Source organism: Tetzosporium hominis (genome assembly GCF_002265435.1).
In the GTDB taxonomy this organism is placed as follows: Bacteria; Bacillota; Bacilli; order Bacillales_A; family Planococcaceae; genus Chryseomicrobium; species Chryseomicrobium hominis.
This window is the reverse complement of record NZ_NOKQ01000217.1, coordinates 110,104-126,513: the sequence shown is the minus strand read 5'-3', so window position 1 is coordinate 126,513 and position 16,410 is coordinate 110,104. Positions and strand designations below refer to the sequence as shown.

General features: G+C 42.5%; 14 protein-coding genes. 6 read left to right on the top strand and 8 right to left on the bottom strand.

Annotated features, from left to right (window positions below; translation table 11 throughout):
- Positions 1–45: 45 nt before the first annotated feature.
- The 4 genes from CF394_RS09215 to CF394_RS09200 are packed head-to-tail and all read right to left on the bottom strand — an operon-like array spanning position 46 to position 3,691.
- The gene (locus CF394_RS09215) at positions 46–1,020 is read right to left on the bottom strand and encodes a siderophore ABC transporter substrate-binding protein (protein WP_094943165.1); all 975 of its coding nucleotides are present in this window, start codon (positions 1,018–1,020) and stop codon (positions 46–48) included.
- A gap of 19 nt (positions 1,021–1,039) precedes the next feature.
- Positions 1,040–1,801, bottom strand: coding sequence for an iron ABC transporter ATP-binding protein (locus tag CF394_RS09210; protein ID WP_094943163.1), 762 nt, complete (start codon positions 1,799–1,801; stop codon positions 1,040–1,042).
- Positions 1,798–2,748 (bottom strand): iron chelate uptake ABC transporter family permease subunit, encoded by a 951-nt coding sequence (locus CF394_RS09205; protein WP_094943162.1) that lies wholly within the window; start codon positions 2,746–2,748, stop codon positions 1,798–1,800. Before CF394_RS09205 ends, CF394_RS09210 begins: the two co-directional genes overlap by 4 nt.
- Positions 2,741–3,691, bottom strand: coding sequence for an ABC transporter permease (locus tag CF394_RS09200; RefSeq protein ID WP_094943264.1), 951 nt, complete (start codon positions 3,689–3,691; stop codon positions 2,741–2,743). The genes CF394_RS09205 and CF394_RS09200 overlap by 8 nt, the downstream gene beginning before the upstream one ends.
- A gap of 194 nt (positions 3,692–3,885) precedes the next feature.
- On the opposite strand from CF394_RS09200, the gene CF394_RS09195 reads away from it, so the two are divergent.
- Entirely contained in the window at positions 3,886–5,622 is a 1,737-nt protein-coding gene (locus tag CF394_RS09195) for an ABC transporter ATP-binding protein (protein WP_094943160.1), read from the top strand.
- Positions 5,623–6,422: 800 nt separating this feature from the next.
- Here CF394_RS09195 and hflX read toward each other — a convergent pair.
- Genes hflX through CF394_RS09180 form a run of 3 tightly spaced genes read right to left on the bottom strand, consistent with a single transcriptional unit; the run spans position 6,423 to position 10,084 of the window.
- Complete coding sequence (gene hflX, locus CF394_RS09190) at positions 6,423–7,688, bottom strand: GTPase HflX (RefSeq protein WP_094943159.1); 1,266 nt, start codon at positions 7,686–7,688, stop codon at positions 6,423–6,425.
- A 13-nt stretch (positions 7,689–7,701) separates the two neighbouring features.
- On the bottom strand, positions 7,702–8,442 hold the full coding sequence (locus tag CF394_RS09185; protein WP_094943157.1) for a VOC family protein: 741 nt from the start codon (positions 8,440–8,442) through the stop codon (positions 7,702–7,704).
- Between the two features lie 46 nt (positions 8,443–8,488).
- Positions 8,489–10,084 carry an AMP-binding protein gene (locus CF394_RS09180; RefSeq protein ID WP_094943156.1) on the bottom strand — a complete coding sequence of 532 codons (1,596 nt, stop codon included), beginning with the start codon at positions 10,082–10,084 and terminating at the stop codon, positions 8,489–8,491.
- Between the two features lie 127 nt (positions 10,085–10,211).
- Between CF394_RS09180 and CF394_RS09175 the strand changes: the two genes are divergently transcribed.
- Together CF394_RS09175 and CF394_RS09170 are read left to right on the top strand one after the other, a co-directional pair.
- Positions 10,212–11,387 carry a class I SAM-dependent methyltransferase gene (locus CF394_RS09175; RefSeq protein WP_094943154.1) on the top strand — a complete coding sequence of 392 codons (1,176 nt, stop codon included), beginning with the start codon at positions 10,212–10,214 and terminating at the stop codon, positions 11,385–11,387.
- Positions 11,384–11,656, top strand: coding sequence for a hypothetical protein (locus tag CF394_RS09170; RefSeq protein WP_094943153.1), 273 nt, complete (start codon positions 11,384–11,386; stop codon positions 11,654–11,656). The genes CF394_RS09175 and CF394_RS09170 overlap by 4 nt, the downstream gene beginning before the upstream one ends.
- Positions 11,657–11,685: 29 nt before the next feature.
- On the opposite strand, the gene fumC is transcribed toward CF394_RS09170, so the two are convergent.
- Positions 11,686–13,062, bottom strand: coding sequence for a class II fumarate hydratase (gene fumC / locus CF394_RS09165; RefSeq protein ID WP_094943151.1), 1,377 nt, complete (start codon positions 13,060–13,062; stop codon positions 11,686–11,688).
- 184 nt (positions 13,063–13,246) lie between these two features.
- Between fumC and CF394_RS09160 the strand changes: the two genes are divergently transcribed.
- The 3 genes from CF394_RS09160 (at position 13,247) to CF394_RS09150 (ending at position 16,112) form a co-directional block, all read left to right on the top strand.
- Positions 13,247–15,379 carry an MMPL family transporter gene (locus tag CF394_RS09160; RefSeq protein ID WP_094943149.1) on the top strand — a complete coding sequence of 711 codons (2,133 nt, stop codon included), beginning with the start codon at positions 13,247–13,249 and terminating at the stop codon, positions 15,377–15,379.
- Between the two features lie 134 nt (positions 15,380–15,513).
- Complete coding sequence (locus tag CF394_RS09155; RefSeq protein ID WP_094943148.1) at positions 15,514–15,774, top strand: metal-sensitive transcriptional regulator; 261 nt, start codon at positions 15,514–15,516, stop codon at positions 15,772–15,774.
- A 35-nt stretch (positions 15,775–15,809) separates the two neighbouring features.
- A complete protein-coding gene (locus CF394_RS09150; protein WP_094943146.1) occupies positions 15,810–16,112 on the top strand; it encodes a rhodanese-like domain-containing protein in 303 nt (100 codons plus the stop codon).
- Positions 16,113–16,410: the final 298 nt, after the last annotated feature.

Below are 16,410 nucleotides of genomic sequence, written 5' to 3'. Positions count from 1 at the left end.
TTTAATTACTTTCATACCCTTTCCTTAAATGGCAGAAACCCTTCCCTAGAGTCCCTTCTTCATATCTTCAATCATGATGCGCATAGAATCCAAACCGCCACCAGCTAAATACCAAGCAGAAGGATCCACATAAATGATCTTGCCATTCTTGTAGGCATTTGTTTTTTGAACGAGTTCATTTTCAAAATCTGCGTTTCCTGGGGCACCGGATTCAATTGCTTGACTGCGATCTAAAACAAATAGAATATCGGGATTCGTTTCTGCTAAGTATTCAAATGACACGCCTTGACCATGTGTTGAGACCTCTAAATTCGTGTCAGCTGCTTCGTAACCAAATACATCATGGATCAGTCCAAATCGAGATCCAGGACCGTACGCACTGACTTTCCCTTCATTAATTAAAACAAATAACGCTTTTCCTTCTACGTTTTCTAAATCAGCTGCAATCGTTTCAATCTCTGATTTCACTGTCTCTAATTCTTTTGCCATCTCTTGTTCTTTTCCAAATAATTCACCAATTAATGTCATATTTGATTCAAATGAATTCATGTAATTTGTTGTATCTAGTCCCATGTATACCGTCGGAGCAATCTCTTCAAATTCAGGATATAAATCCGCTTGTCGAGCAGAAATAATGATTAAATCGGGTTGCATCGCGTGGATAGCTTCGAAATCAGGTTCTTTTAGTGAGCCTACATTCGTATATTCGTCACCAGCATACTCCTCTAAATAAGGTGGAATCGCAGCTTGTGGAACTCCAGCCACTTCTACATCTAATTTACTTAACGCATCCAAAATTCCGAAATCAAAAACTACCACTGTTTCTGGCTTATCTTCAATAACCGTTTCGCCTAGTTCATGAGTAAGTGTCATGGGAAATTTAGTATCTGCCGAACTTCCAGCGGATGTTTCTGTTGAGTCTGTTGTTTCAGCTTCATTTGCTGCCTCGTCTTTATCACCACATGCTGCCAATAATCCGATCACTAGTACTGCTAGTAAAGCCACTAACCATTTTTTCATTTGAGTTCTCTCCTTTAGATTATGAGTTAAAGTACACACAGATTCGACAATTATTCATTTGTTGTATAGGAATATCCATGTCGTAAATTTCTTTAAGAGCTGCTGATTCGATAATGGTTTCGGTAGGTCCTTCTCGTACCACTTCCCCATTTTTCATAGCGACTATGTAATCGGAATACACAGAAGCAAAATTTATGTCATGCAGAACGATTACAACCGTTTTTCCAAGCTCATTGACGAGTCGTCTTAAAATCTTCATGATTTGAACCGAATGTTTCATATCTAAATTGTTGAGCGGCTCATCCAACAAGATGTACTCCGTGTCCTGTGCGATGACCATCGCGATGAATGCACGTTGACGTTGACCACCTGACAGTTCGTCCAAATAGTCATCTTCAAGTTCTTGAAGACCCATATACTCAATGGCTTGATCCACAAATTGTTCGTCTTCTGTTGTCAGCCGTCCTTTAGAGTAAGGAAAGCGCCCGAAGCTAACGAGTTCCCTCACAGTCAAACGAACATTCATATAATTGGACTGTTTTAAGATCGACACTTTTTTAGCAAAATCATTGGACTTCATTTTCTTAGTAGCAGTCGCATCGACGAGTACTTCACCAGAGTCCGCATCCATCAGCTTACTGACCATTGATAGAAGAGTTGATTTTCCCGCACCATTTGGGCCTATGAAAGACGTGATTTTTCCACGCTGGATGGTTGTTGAAACTTCTTTCACGACTTGTTTTTTGCCATAAAATTTAGTCAGGGCTTGCACTTGGATCATTTCGACCGACTCTCCTTTAGTAGTAAGTAGATAAAGTAGATGCCACCAATAAAGTTAATGATGACACTTAGTGTCGTTGAAAATTGAAAGACTCGCTCTACAATAAACTGACCTCCAACTAAAGCTATGAAGCTCATTAACATAGCTGAAAGAACAAGTAGATTGTGTTTATAGGATTTCATAAACTGATACGACAGATTCGCAACAATCAGCCCAAAGAAAGTGATTGGTCCCACTAATGCTGTAGAAATGGCGATCAGGATAGCAGAGACAATTAGCATCTTGCGCACTAGACTGTCATAGGGAACACCTAAATTGATGGCAGTATCTCTACCAAGGCTGACTACATCCAAGTAGTGATGCGAGCGCCAACTCCAGAACAGAACTAGAACTGTAAGAACTAGAGCAATCCAGACAAGATCCGTACCTACATTATTAAAACTTGCAAACATGCGGTCTTGAATTCTCAAAAATTCGTTAGGATCGATTAACACCTGCATAAATGTTGAGATACTACCAAAAAATGTTCCAATTACAATTCCAACTAATAGTAAGAAATAGATTGGTTGATTCCCTTTTCGGAACAATAGATGATACAGCACTAGTGCAAAGCCAATCATCAGAGCGGTAGAAAGAAAGAAATTAACTTGTTTGTTAATAAGAGCAATGTGGGTGCTACCTAACATGAAGATCAAAGCGGTTTGCAGCAACTGATACAAGGAATCGAGCCCCATAATGCTTGGTGTCAAAATCCGGTTGTGAGTGATTGTTTGGAACACTACAGTTGCATAAGCAATAGCTGCTCCGGTTATCAGCATCGCTACTACTTTGACTCCTCGTCGCGGCAAAGCGTAGCTGTAACTGCCGTTTAGGTCATAAAACAGATACAAGATAATAAATAGAACACTGACCCCAGTCATTAGTAACAACTTTGTACGGTTACGCATGTCGTCTCCCCCTCCACAATAGATAGAGGAAGATGCCGCTTCCTAAAACCCCTACCATTAAACTAATGGATATCTCGTAAGGGAAAATAATGACTCGTCCTAACACATCAGCCACTAGTAAGAAGCTCGCTCCTAAAAGAGCAGTTTGTGGTAACGTCTTTCTTAGATGGTCCCCATTAAACAAAGAGACAATGTTTGGAATGATTAACCCAAGAAAAGGAATCATCCCGACCGTTAGGACCACCGTTGCTGTGATTAAAGAGACGAGAACCAGCCCGAGATTTACAACTCGCTTGTAGGACATCCCGAGATTTCTAGAAAAGTCCTCTCCCATTCCTGCTACTGTGAATTTATTTGCATATAGATAGGCAAGAAGTAAGACAGGAATGCTTATGTATAACAGTTCATATCTTCCTTTCATCATGAGTGAAAAATCCCCTTGCAGCCAAGCAGACATATTTTGAATTACATCGGCACGGTAGGCAAAGAAAGTGGTAATCGATGAAAGGATGTTTCCAAACATCATTCCGATAAGAGGAATAAATATCGCATCTTTAAATTTGATCCGATCCAGTAGTTGCATGAACAAGAAGGTTCCAGCCAGTGCAAATAAAAACGCCACCAACATTTTTTCAACCATGGAGGCATTCGTAAATAGCAACATCGATACAAGAATTCCTAAACGAGTAGCATCGAGCGTACCTGCGGTGGTTGGTGAGACAAACTTATTGCGACTGAGTTGCTGCATGATCAAGCCTGCAATACTCATCCCAGCACCTGCTAGCAAGATGGCGACAAGTCGAGGCACACGGCTAATTAAAAAGATTTGTGTTTCTTCTGACTCGATATCAAGTAAATCCATTGGCGTGATACTGCTCACACCAACAAATAACGAGAGGATAGCTAGTCCACTAGTCAGTATGATCATGTAACGTAATTTCAGCATCTGCTCTCTCAATCCCATTCTCATTCTCATTTGTAATCAATGATAATCATTATCAATGATACGGTAGTAGTATAGCATTAAAATATATAGCCTTGTCAAGATAAAAATGAAAATCATTCTCAATTAAATTTTCATCGACTTTTTCGTTTACTTCGCTATACTAAATAGTATTGAGGAAAGGAGAAACCTAGATGCTGCGCAAATTTTTTAGTTACTACAAGCCTCATAAAAGGCTTTTTATCATCGATTTTTCTAGTGCCGTCTTTGTAGCATTACTGGAACTAGCATTTCCAGTTGCCGTCCAATGGTATATTGATGACTTACTCCCAGAAGGAAATTGGTCGCTGATCATCCAGACTAGCATTCTGCTTTTACTGGTTTATATGTTGAGTACTTTTATGCAATTTATCGTCAACTATCTCGGTCACAAACTTGGAATTAATATCGAAACGGACATGCGACGGGAACTATTCAACCATGTACAAAAGCAGTCTTTCCGCTTCTTTGACAATACAAAAACAGGCCATATCATGAGTCGTATCACAAATGACCTGTTTGACCTGGGAGAACTGGCCCACCATGGTCCTGAAGATATTTTTATCGCAGTGATGACATTGATCGGAGCTTTCTTGATCATGTTCAACATTCATCCGGAACTCGCTATTATTGCGATTGTCATGGTTCCCTTCCTTTCCATCGTGGCTACATATGGAAATATCCAAATGAATAAAGCATGGAAGCGTATGTATGGCAAAATTGCAGACGTGAATGCTCGTGTGGAAGACAGCGTTTCAGGTGTTCGAGTCGTTCAATCGTTCACAAATGAACAGTTTGAGATGAACCGGTTCCAAAAAGACAACGGAGAGTTCCGTTTAGCGAAGCTTCGTGCTTATAAAGTCATGGCTGGTACGCATTCGAGCATCTTCATGATGACTCGGTTTGTGACGCTAGTCGTTCTTGTGGTGGGATCTTGGTACACATTAAATGGTGATTTATCATACGGGGAATTTGTAAGTTTTGTGTTGTTCGTGAATGTGCTCATCAAGCCAGTAGACAAAATCACCGCCTTGCTTGAGCTGTATCCAAAAGGAATGGCTGGATTCAAACGCTTTATGGAAATGATTGAACAAGAGCCAGAAGTGCAAAACCTGCCTCACGCAAAACCAGCTCCTGCATTAAAAGGAGATATCGAATTTACTGAAGTTTCCTTCCGCTATGACGATCACAAGTCGGTGCTCGAGAATATCAACCTCTCAATTGCTGCTGGAGAGACGGTAGCTTTTGTGGGACCATCTGGTGCTGGAAAGACGACTATCTGTTCCTTGATACCACGTTTTTATGACGTGAATGAAGGCGAGATTTCAATCGATGGCATCCCAATTCGGGACATGACGACAGAATCTTTACGTCATCAAATTGGAATTGTACAACAAGATGTGTTCTTGTTCACAGGAACTATTCGAGAAAATATTGCTTATGGTAACTTGGCAGCAACTGATGAGGAAATTATGGCAGCTGCTAAAAAAGCGCATCTTGAGGAATTTGTGACAAGTCTTCAAGATGGCTATGAAACGCAGATTGGTGAGCGTGGCTTGAAACTCTCAGGAGGTCAAAAACAACGTCTAGCAATTGCTCGGATGTTCTTAAAAAATCCACCGATTTTAATTTTGGATGAAGCGACTTCAGCTTTAGACACGGCAACTGAGCAAATCATTCAAACGTCCCTAGCTGAACTAGCGGAAAACCGGACAACTTTGATCATCGCACACCGACTTGCAACGATTCGCGACGCTGATCGTGTTGTGGTAGTGACGGAGAATGGGATTGAGGAGCAAGGCACTTATGACGAACTGGTAGCTTATGGAGGCGTGTTTGCGACACTTCATAACAGTCAGTACCGCGAGTCCAAGCTTGGGATTACAAAGTAAACAGAGAGCTAAAAATAACTTCTCTAATAAAATTGCATTCTTGAAGTACTAGTCTAATCTCTTATACAAGGATTAATTTTTGAAAATGAATAAAAACAGCAGTGGCCGATTCGCTCAAGTAGCGAATCGGCCACTGCTCTTCATAGTCTTCTGATAAATCAATCCAAGTCTTTAGATACGACCTATACTGTCAAAGCTTTGTTGGGAAGTTGTGGAACTGATTCATATTTGCGACGTCTCCGCCTCTATTTGTTTTGAAGTAGTAACCCACTTGCTGAATACGGATCAGATAGCAGTTGGGCTACGCTGGAGCGGGCCCGTCATCACAAGTAGTAACTTAACAGTCCAGTCAGCGAGAGAATAGTAATAACTTATTCGACCACTCTAAGTGTACTTCTCATTGATACAACCCCAGGGGTTGGGACCTTTTATGTATTCCGAATACCAGCTGTCCTAGACTGTGCGTTCGAGCTCTATACATCGGGCCTTGCCCCAGCACAGCCCGCCTAAACCTAGTCTATTAGAAACTACCCGTATTCTTTGCATTACCGAATAGAGGCAGAGCCGACACCGGGATTTTGAGTTTCCACAACTTCCGGCAAAGCAGTTGCAGATCGACCTTTTTCTATCATTAGATGTGGATTTTCTCAAGTACGATGAAGAAAGGTGCAGGACTCGCTCAAAAAGCGAGTCCTGCACCTTTGGTTTATGGTTCTTAGAGAAGGTCTATCGTCTCGAATGAGAAGAGGACGTTCTGCTACCGAAACCACTTACGAGCAATTTGAAAAGAACATATTTTTTTAATGCAAATAACTAGAAAGTCGAGCCGCATCTTTTGCTGACAGCTCAACCGTCATTAACGTCCCCTGATCATCGTACTCAGTTTCAAGTACATTCGCATGCGTGTTTAAATAATCAACGATTTCTCCCTGTTCAAAAGGAATTCGCAACATGAGCGTCTGATAATCTTGGAAAACACGGTCTTTAATCTGGTCAATCAACTCAGGGATTCCGGCACCTTCTTTTGCAGCAATCCACAATTGATCGTCTTGATAGACAGGATAATCCCGGTCGGCCTTGTCACTCTTATTGAATACATAAAGAGTAGGCACATCCTCTACACCAATCTGGTCTAAAGTTTTGTTCGTAATATCCATCATATAGCGGTATTCTTCGTTTGAAACATCCACCACATGAAGCAACAAGTCCGCATCACGAGCCTCTTCAAGTGTAGAGCGGAAGGCTTTCACAAGATGAGTCGGCAATTTGCTGACAAATCCAACGGTATCTGTGAGTAAGAACTGCTTTTGATCTTCTAGCTTTACTTGTCTCACAGACGTTTCGAGGGTGGCAAACAGCATATCCTTCTCAAATACTTGTTTTTGTTCCTTACCAGCCACTTGCATGATTTGATTCATGATTGTAGACTTCCCTGCATTTGTGTACCCAACTAAAGAAACGACCGGTAGCCCCTGTTTCTGACGACGCTTGCGTTGTGTATCTCGCTGGCTTTTTACCGTCTCGAGTTCTCGTTTGATACGAGAAATCTGATCTTCAATTTTACGACGGTCAAGCTCGAGCTTCGTCTCCCCGGCTCCACGGTTTTTAAATCCACCACCCGTGCCTCCACCTTGACGAGATAGAGAAGCGCGAAGACCTACTAGACGTGGCAGCATGTATTGTAGCTGCGCAAGATCCACTTGTAGTTTTGCTTCTCTCGTTTTTGCACGGCGAGAAAATATGGCTAAAATTAGCATCGTGCGGTCCATGACTTCACACTCTAATGCAGCTTCCAGGTTGCGAATTTGTGAAGGAGACAGTTCGTCATTGAAAATCACGAGGTCTGCTTCCATCGCTTCAAATAAAAGTCGGATTTCTTCTACTTTTCCTGTACCCACATAAGTCCCCGCATGGATTCGTTCTAAGTTTTGCGTGACGATTCCAGCAGTCTCAATGTCGATGGCAGCAGCTAAGTTCTCTAACTCTTCCATCTCATAGTCAAAGTGATGGTCCAGTTGCTTTTGCACACCTACTAATATAGCTTTATCTCTTTTTAGTTGTTCCATTTATGGACACCTCCTACGGCAGGAATGTATACGTCCCGCCTTCTATCTCTATCGTATTGTGCGTGCCCGTCCCTGCGATGTCAACTCGTTGCAGGCGACAAGGACCTCCTTCCGAGCTTACAAAGTGCAGTCGGGTATTGTCTAGAATGACTTCATTGCCTTCTGTTTTTGCGTCGAACAACTCTGCCCATTTTTTCACTGTAGCTTTTGGATCTTCCGTAGATAGAACCAGTTGTTGTACATGCAACTTTTCTACATGTTCCGGAAGTTGTCCCTCAGCATTCAAATCCTTGTATTTCTCTACTTGCGTCTGTTCCCACTCAATGAAAAATGGTAACGGCAGTTGATCTGTAGGTTCTTCAAGTACAAATAGCATTTTCCAGCGCAACACGTCTCCAGCTGGGGTTTCCCGTGAAGCATCCAATACTTTAGTCGTGGCGATTCCTTTTCGTTGAAATTTCTGCCACACGTCTTTTATCGATTCTGGACGCAAACAGATAGTACCAAACCCAGGTCCATTTGGACGGTCGTGAAGCAGCAACTGGGTCAAGGGGTGATCCGCTCTCTCCGCTACTGACACATCCATGAGAGACAGCCATTCTATATAGCTCGATGCTAAGAAAGAAAGTGTGTTGGCTGTCCCCCACTGCGCATGCTTGCCTCCGAGGACACTTTTAAACCCAGCGGAATCCGCTTCTGTTTTCATAGTTTCGGGTGGTGCTGTCACAAAGTGCACGATGTGATCTAGATGCATAAACTCTCTCCTGTCTTTTCGTGTCTATTTCCCGGGAAATAACTTATTAGTTTGTCACTTTTTGTTGCCCAAGTTCCCGAAGCATGTACTTCTGAATTTTACCAGAAGCGGTCATTGGATAGCCTTCAGTAAACTCGATATAGCGTGGAATCTTGTGATGTGCAATGTTGCCACGAGCAAAATCGCGCACATCTGCTTCAGTAAGAGTATGCCCTTCTTTCACGATGATCCATGCCATTAATTCTTCCCCGTATTTGGCATCCGGTATACCCACAACTTGCACATCTTGAACACTTGGATGCTGATAAAGGAATTCCTCGATTTCTTTCGGGTAAATATTTTCTCCTCCACGGATCACCATATCTTTAATCCGACCGGTGATGTCGATATAACCGTCCTCATCCATAACAGCGATATCTCCGGTATGCAACCAGCCTTGATGGTCGATCGCACGTTTTGTCGCTTCTTCGTTTTTATAATAGCCCTTCATTACCAAGTATCCTCGTGTGCACAATTCTCCTGGAACTCCTACTGGCGACTCTTCACCAGTTGCTGGATCAATGATTTTCACTTCGACACCTGGATGGGCTCGTCCTACGGAACTTACTCGTTTTTCAATTGCGTCATCCGTCTTCGTCTGTGTGATTACTGGAGAAGATTCCGTCTGTCCATAAGCAATCGTGATTTCGCTGGCTCCCATGTCCTGAATCACTTTTTTCATGACTTCCATAGGACAAATCGAGCCCGCCATGATCCCAGTCCGTAAGCTCGACAGATCAAACTGGGCGAAGTCCGGTTCGTTCAATTCTGCTATGAACATAGTAGGTACACCATAAAGAGCCGTACAGCGCTCATCTTGAACAGCCTGTAGCACCTTTCTAGGATGGAACTGTTCGACAATGACCATAGTAGTCCCGTGGATGACACTCGATAGCGTTCCCATCACACAACCGAAACAGTGGAAGAAGGGTACTGGAATACACAGACGGTCATTTTCCGTCAGATGTATGTAATCACCTACGAGTTGTGCATTATTGACAATGTTCCGGTGCGATAGCATAACACCCTTTGGGAATCCGGTCGTCCCTGAGGTATACTGCATATTGATCACATCTTCATTAGACAACGACTGGAATCGTTCTTCAAGTTCCTCTTCTGTCACCTGATCCGCCAATGCTTCAAGCTCTGACCACTTCATCATTCCTTCGACATCTCTATCATTTAGCAGGATAGTGCGTTTTAAATGCGGCACATGATCTTTTGCGACTTGCTGCACGATATCGATATAAGAAGTCCCCTTAAATCCATCTGCTAAAAGTAGCGTCGTACTATCAGATTGCTGAAGCAAATACTCGAGTTCTTTCTTTTGATAGCTCGTGTTGACGGTTACTAGTACAGCTCCCATTTTAGCTGTCGCGAACTGGGTTAATAGCCACTCTCTCTTGTTATCTGCCCAGATGGCCACATGTTCCCCTTTTTCAATACCGAGGGCCATAAATGCTCGCGCTAGTCGGTCTGTCTCTTGGTCAAACTCGTGATACGTCTTCCGAATTCCATGTTCCGGATAGACATAGGCTTCTTGCTTCGGAAAGCTTTTAGCCGTTTTTCGAAGTACTTCCCCAATCGTCAATTCATTAAACAAAACAATCACCCTTTGTTATGTTGTCCCTTTTATATTATCACAAAATTCTGACGAGACTTTCGATTCCCTTCCAATTTTTGAGTATGCTATGATGAACTACAGAACTTGATTGAACGGAGGATCCTCTATGGAACTACAAGAACTACAAAGCGAACTCACGACTCGGTTGAAGGACCGCCAGCTCATTCGTGCTGTCATCAGTCAACCACGACTTAAAACGGATACAGCCACAAAAATCAAGTGGAAACCGATTGAAATCAAAGGGATTTACCATATCCAACTGGAATATCATTTTGACCAGACAATCACTCATGAAAACATCACGCTTGAAGATATCTCTCGTAAAGTAGAAGAACTCCTCGAGCAATATCGTCAGCTTCAGATTACTTGGGCAGGTGAATCGACACATATTCAACTCTCTAAGAAGAAAAAAGTCACAATCAAAAGCTCGACAAATGAAGAATCTCTTCCTTCTCAGCTTTCTCATAATCGTAAAAAGAATTACGTGCTAGATCCGGATACTATCCATCCTTTTCTTGTTCATCTTGGTGTCCAAACCAAAGACGGAAAAATTAAAAGTCAGAAACAAGACAAGTTCAAACAGATCAATCGCTTTGTGGAATTTGTTGAAGACTCACTTGCCTATCTACCAACAGACAGACCTCTTAACATCATCGATTTCGGTTCTGGCAAATCGTATTTGACGTTCGCACTCTACTATTATTTGCGTGAATTAAAAGGTTATGAAGTCCACATAACAGGCCTAGATTTGAAAAAAGATGTCATTGCACATTGTGAGCAATTGGCACGAGAGCTTGATTATGAAGGACTTCATTTTGAAGTGGGAGATATTACAGACTACAACGAAGCGCAACAAGTGGATATGGTTGTCACTCTTCATGCATGTGATATTGCAACAGATATGGCGCTTGCTCGTGCAGTAAAATGGGGAGCAAAAGTGATTTTGAGCGTACCGTGTTGTCAACATGAACTGTTTACCCAGCTTGATTCTCCTGAACTGAATGTTATGCTTCGCCACGGCTTGATCAAAGAGCGCTTTGCCTCTTTAGCTACGGATTCGATTCGTGCGCAAGTACTGGATTTAGTAGGGTACGAGACACAACTCGTTGAATTCGTAAACTTGGAGAACACTCCTAAAAATATTTTGATTCGTGCTTACTTTACAGGACAGGAACCGAAGCAAACGACTGTTGAAGAAACAGCTGCTTTCTTACGTTTCTTGTACGCAAAGCCGTTTCTTGTAAAAGAACTTGATGCGGAATTGAAAGGAGTTCTGACATGAACCCAACTACTTGGACCATTCGCAAACTGGTGAACGGGGCCATTTTGATCCCTGCTGTTTTCATAGCATTGCTAGTAAGTGCCACTTTAGAGCTCTCAGGCTGGATCACAGTACTTATAGCTATTGCTTTAACGGCAGTTCTCTTTGTCATCGTGAATCGCTGGAAAGCGTTAGACCGCCCGATTTCCAAAACGACTTATACGATTTGGAATGTCGTTATCATTTTGTCATTTGTCATTATTTACTACACCATCCGGACTTCTATGTAAAAGCAAAAAACCGCCAAGTGGCGGTTTTTTTATATCATGTTTTGTGGCTGCACATACTCGTCAAACTGTTCTTCCGTCAACAACTCAAGATGCAGTGCCGCTTCTTTCAAAGTCGTCCCATTCTCATGCGCGTACTTCGCAATCTTTGCAGCATTCTCGTAGCCAATATACGGATTGAGTGCCGTAACTAGCATCAAAGAATTCTCTACGTGGCGGCTGATGACATCTTGATTCGGTTCAATCCCGACAGCGCAGTTATCATTAAAGCTATGAATAGCATCTGACAACAATCGAACAGACTGTAAGAAATTAAAGATGATTACAGGCTTAAACACATTCAGTTGATAATTCCCTTGGCTCGCTGCAAACGAAATCGTCGTATCGTTCCCCATCACTTGAGCGACCACCATCGTCATCGCTTCACTCTGAGTAGGATTGACTTTCCCTGGCATAATAGAGCTACCCGGTTCATTTGCCGGAATGGTCAACTCCCCAATTCCAGACCGAGGACCACTTGCGAGAAGACGCACATCATTTGCAATCTTCATCAAGTCAGCTGCTAGCCCTTTAATTGCCCCGTGCACAGCAACTACATCGTCATACGAAGTTAGCGCATGGAATTTGTTCTTCGCAGATACAAACTCCGTTCCTTCTAAACGTGTAATCTCTTTTGCTACCAAGTCACCAAATTCTTTTGGTGCGTTGATCCCGGTACCAACTGCGGTTCCTCCGATAGCGAGCTCTCTCATAAAAGGCAGAACCGTCTCAATCATCTGCTTCGACTTCTCAAGCATCCGAACCCACCCGCTAAACTCTTGGCCAAGAGATAAAGGTGTGGCGTCTTGTAAATGCGTACGTCCTATCTTCACAATTGACATGAACTCGTTTGATTTCTGTTCAAGCGTCTTGTGCAAAGCATCGATTGCCGGTAATAAGCGCTTTTCCACTGCAACAACCCCTGCGATGTGAAGTGCAGTCGGAAACGTATCATTTGAGCTCTGTGATTTGTTGACGTCGTCATTTGGGTGGAGTCGTTCCTCCGAGCCTTGTTCTTCTAACAACTGATTGCCTCGATTGGCAATCACTTCATTGACGTTCATATTGGTTTGAGTTCCACTACCTGTTTGAAATACCACTAGTGGAAACTGGTCATCCCATTTACCAGAGCGAATTTCATCAGCTGCTTGGACAATTGCATTTCGTTTGGCCTCAGACAGATTACCTAAAGAAAAACTCACCTCTGCCGCTGCAGATTTCACTGCTGCTTGTGCATAAACGACTTCAAGTGGCATCGTATCTGTTCCGATTTTAAAATTTTGCTTACTTCGTTGCGTTTGGGCTCCCCACAGTTTGTCTGCAGGCACTTGAATTTCACCCATTGAATCTTTTTCAATCCGATATTCCATTCAAAACCCTCCCTGTTCTCACTGTCTACAGTTTACTCCTGTAGAGACTTCCCTTTTATCATAGCGTTCATTCTCGAGCGGTACAATCAATGTGGCTTCTCAAAACAGTAGCTTTAAATTCGATTCATCGTTTCGATTGGAGTAGAATAATAAGGTAACTTGACTTAAATAAGGAGGAACGGCTGTGAAAGCTCTCGCCGCGTTTGTCACGCGATTTTATAAAAGCATCATTGCTTTTTGGGTACTGCTATTAATTGCTTCCGTTTACTTTGCCATTCAACTTCCCGATAAACTCCAGGGAGATGGATTCCGCACGGACGGAGAGCACGAACAAGTCATGGAAGTGCTGACTGAAAAATTTGATATCCCTAAAGATACGATATTGATGGTATTCGATGGCTCTTCAGATGAGATTATCGAGAATTCCTTAATTGCTGTTGAGGATTTAAATGTAGCAGATCAAATCGTCTCTCCACTAGAGGACGACAGCTTACGCTCGGGAGATATTGCGTACGCTCAAATCCACTTCACTGGAGAAACGGAAGAATTGCCAACTATCGTAGAAGACATTCGAGCCATTGCAGATGAAGAAGAAACCGTCTCCATTACAGGTGGACCAGTCATCAACAAAGATATCAACACGGCTAGTCAAAAAGACTTGGCTAGTGCCGAAGCTATCGGTCTACCGATTGCCATTGTAGTGTTACTTTTAGCATTCGGAAGTGTCATGGCCTCATTCATTCCTTTAATTATTGGGATCATGACGGTTGTCATCTCGCTCGGAATTTTAGGAGTACTTGGTGGTTCATTGGATTTATCCATCTTTATTTTGAATATCATCCCAATGCTCGGGTTAGCTCTCAGTATTGACTTTGCTCTACTGTTCATCAATCGGTATAAAGAAGAACGCCTCCATCACTCAATTGGAGATGCGGTCCAGACCGCTGTGCGGACCTCAGGTCGTTCTATCATCTTCTCAGCCATCTGTGTATTTATCGGTCTCGGGGCCATGCTAGTCATGGAAGTAGACATCTTCATGAATATCGCTCTTGGTGGAACGCTTGTCGTGACGCTTGCTGTGCTATCGTCTCTCACGCTGCTTCCTTCTCTACTCATGTTGATTGGAGATCGTATCAATAAATGGACTATCCTTCGTGTACGTCCTGGTGGAAGCTCTCGTTGGCAACAGTTTGCTGCCTTTGTCATGAAGCGTCCCGTGGCATTAATCGTAGTGGCTCTTGTATTACTTGGCATTGCCATCATTCCTGTAAAAAATATGTCGCTTTCTATACCTCAAGTCGACTCGTTGCCGGAACAGTATGAGTCTCGTCAGTCCTATGATTTACTGGATGACACCTTTGGGTTTGGAGAACAATCTACGGTTTACTTATTAGCGGAACGTCAAGACGGCTGGGATTCCGAAGAAGCGCGAGCAGACATTTATGACTTACAAGAACTTCTTATGGAAGACAATGCTGTAGAAGATGTAGCAACTATCTACACGGCTACAGAGATTCCTTCTCCGGAGGCACTTGAACAACAATTACAAGTTCCGGAAGCTGCCGCTGCACTGGAGCCCGCTTTTGAAGGATTCATTCAAGATGACCTGCTCTTTGTTCCTGTGACCCTTGATTATGAAGGTGCTTCTAGTGAGGCCCAACAATGGGTGCGAGATTTTGGTGACCGTACTTTCGACTATGACGTTTTTATAGGCGGTCAACCGAAATTCAATCAAGAAATTTTTGATGAGATTTCGAGCAAAATTGGTTTGTTACTCGCAATTATTTTAGGGTCGACGTTCATCATTTTAATGATTGCGTTCCGTTCTCTCTTGATTCCGTTGAAAGCAATTCTGATGAACATCATCGGACTCGGAGCAACATTCGGAATCCTTGTGTACATCTTCCAGTATGGCCATTTCGGACTTCCGGAAACGGAGATTGCACTGATCATCCCTGTCATTGTCTTTAGCTTAGTTTTTGGACTGAGTATGGACTATGAAGTGTTCTTGATTTCACGCATTCAAGAAGAGTATGTGAAGACGCAAAACAATACAGCGTCTACTATTACCGGACTTGTATCTACAAGTAAAATCATCACTTCAGCAGCTTTAATTATGATTGTCATCACCGGAGCCTTCGCATTCACAGATGTGATGCCGGTGAAGCAGATCGGGATTGGAATTGCTATCGCAATCGCCATCGACGCCACTATCATTCGGTTATTATTAGTACCAAGCTTGATGAAACTTTTCGGCAAGTGGAACTGGTGGCTACCATTCCGAAAAGGTCCTTATAAAGCTGGAGGTCTCCACTAAAACTAACCGCTCAGAAATGAGCGGTTCTTTCCACTTGACTATATACCCCTATAGGTATAATATAGTTTGTACAAGGCATCCTAAATCTTTTGTGCTATACTTTTCTGCAATGAAGCACTTCGGGAGGGTAGATCATGAAATACGATGCAAAGACAAAAAACCGTATCAAACGCATTGAAGGCCAGTTGCGCGGAATTCTCCGGATGATGGAAGAAGAGCAGGAATGTAAGGACATAATTACCCAACTTTCTGCCTCTCGTTCTGCAATCGATCGTACGATTGGCGTCATCGTCAGTGAAAATCTTGTGTCCTGTGTCCGCAAAGCGGAAGAAGACGGCGAGTCATCCGATGCCTATGTAAAAGAAGCGGTGCAACTTTTAGTTCGTAGCCGCTAATCCAACTACAATTAGACAAAAGGGAGCGAGTGTAGATGAAAACAATCACACCACAAGAAGTTGAACAACAATTAAAAGAAGGCAAACAATTAAACTTAATCGATGTTCGTGAAGCGGATGAAGTAGCTTCTGGACACATCGACGGCATCACACATATTCCACTAGGCGTTCTTGAGTTCCGTATGAACGAGCTAGACAAGAACAAAGAATACATCATGGTCTGCCGTTCAGGTGGCCGCAGTGGTCAAGCTACCATGTTCTTAGATAGCCAAGGTTACAACGTGACGAACATGTCTGGCGGTATGCTAGAGTGGGAAGGCGAAACAAAACAAGGTTAAATTCCTACTAAAAAAATAGAGCATATTTTAACTGAATTATAAATATAAAAGAATCAATTTCTATATAGTAAATGTTTTTAAAGTTCGTAAAAGTAGGCTTTTACGAACTTATAAAAGTAAATATAAAGGTCATAAAAAAAGTTAGTTTCCTTTGTGTTTTTGTTATCATACTTTATATGCCTACGTTAAAGATCACGTTCACCTTCAAGCAATGCTTTGATTTGATTCATAAACTGTTTCTTCAAGTAACCACTTACGTCTTTAATACCATTGATTTCCACCTATATTTTATTCTATA

Coding starts and splice junctions, on each gene's coding strand:
- CF394_RS09215 (WP_094943165.1), bottom strand. CDS start 1,020: ATGAAAAAATGGTTAGTGGCTTTACTAGCAGTACTAGTGATCGGATTA.
- CF394_RS09210 (WP_094943163.1), bottom strand. CDS start 1,801: ATGATCCAAGTGCAAGCCCTGACTAAATTTTATGGCAAAAAACAAGTC.
- CF394_RS09205 (WP_094943162.1), bottom strand. CDS start 2,748: ATGCGTAACCGTACAAAGTTGTTACTAATGACTGGGGTCAGTGTTCTA.
- CF394_RS09195 (WP_094943160.1), top strand. CDS start 3,886: ATGCTGCGCAAATTTTTTAGTTACTACAAGCCTCATAAAAGGCTTTTT.
- hflX (WP_094943159.1), bottom strand. CDS start 7,688: ATGGAACAACTAAAAAGAGATAAAGCTATATTAGTAGGTGTGCAAAAG.
- CF394_RS09185 (WP_094943157.1), bottom strand. CDS start 8,442: ATGCATCTAGATCACATCGTGCACTTTGTGACAGCACCACCCGAAACT.
- CF394_RS09175 (WP_094943154.1), top strand. CDS start 10,212: ATGGAACTACAAGAACTACAAAGCGAACTCACGACTCGGTTGAAGGAC.
- CF394_RS09170 (WP_094943153.1), top strand. CDS start 11,384: ATGAACCCAACTACTTGGACCATTCGCAAACTGGTGAACGGGGCCATT.
- fumC (WP_094943151.1), bottom strand. CDS start 13,062: ATGGAATATCGGATTGAAAAAGATTCAATGGGTGAAATTCAAGTGCCT.
- CF394_RS09155 (WP_094943148.1), top strand. CDS start 15,514: ATGAAATACGATGCAAAGACAAAAAACCGTATCAAACGCATTGAAGGC.
- CF394_RS09150 (WP_094943146.1), top strand. CDS start 15,810: ATGAAAACAATCACACCACAAGAAGTTGAACAACAATTAAAAGAAGGC.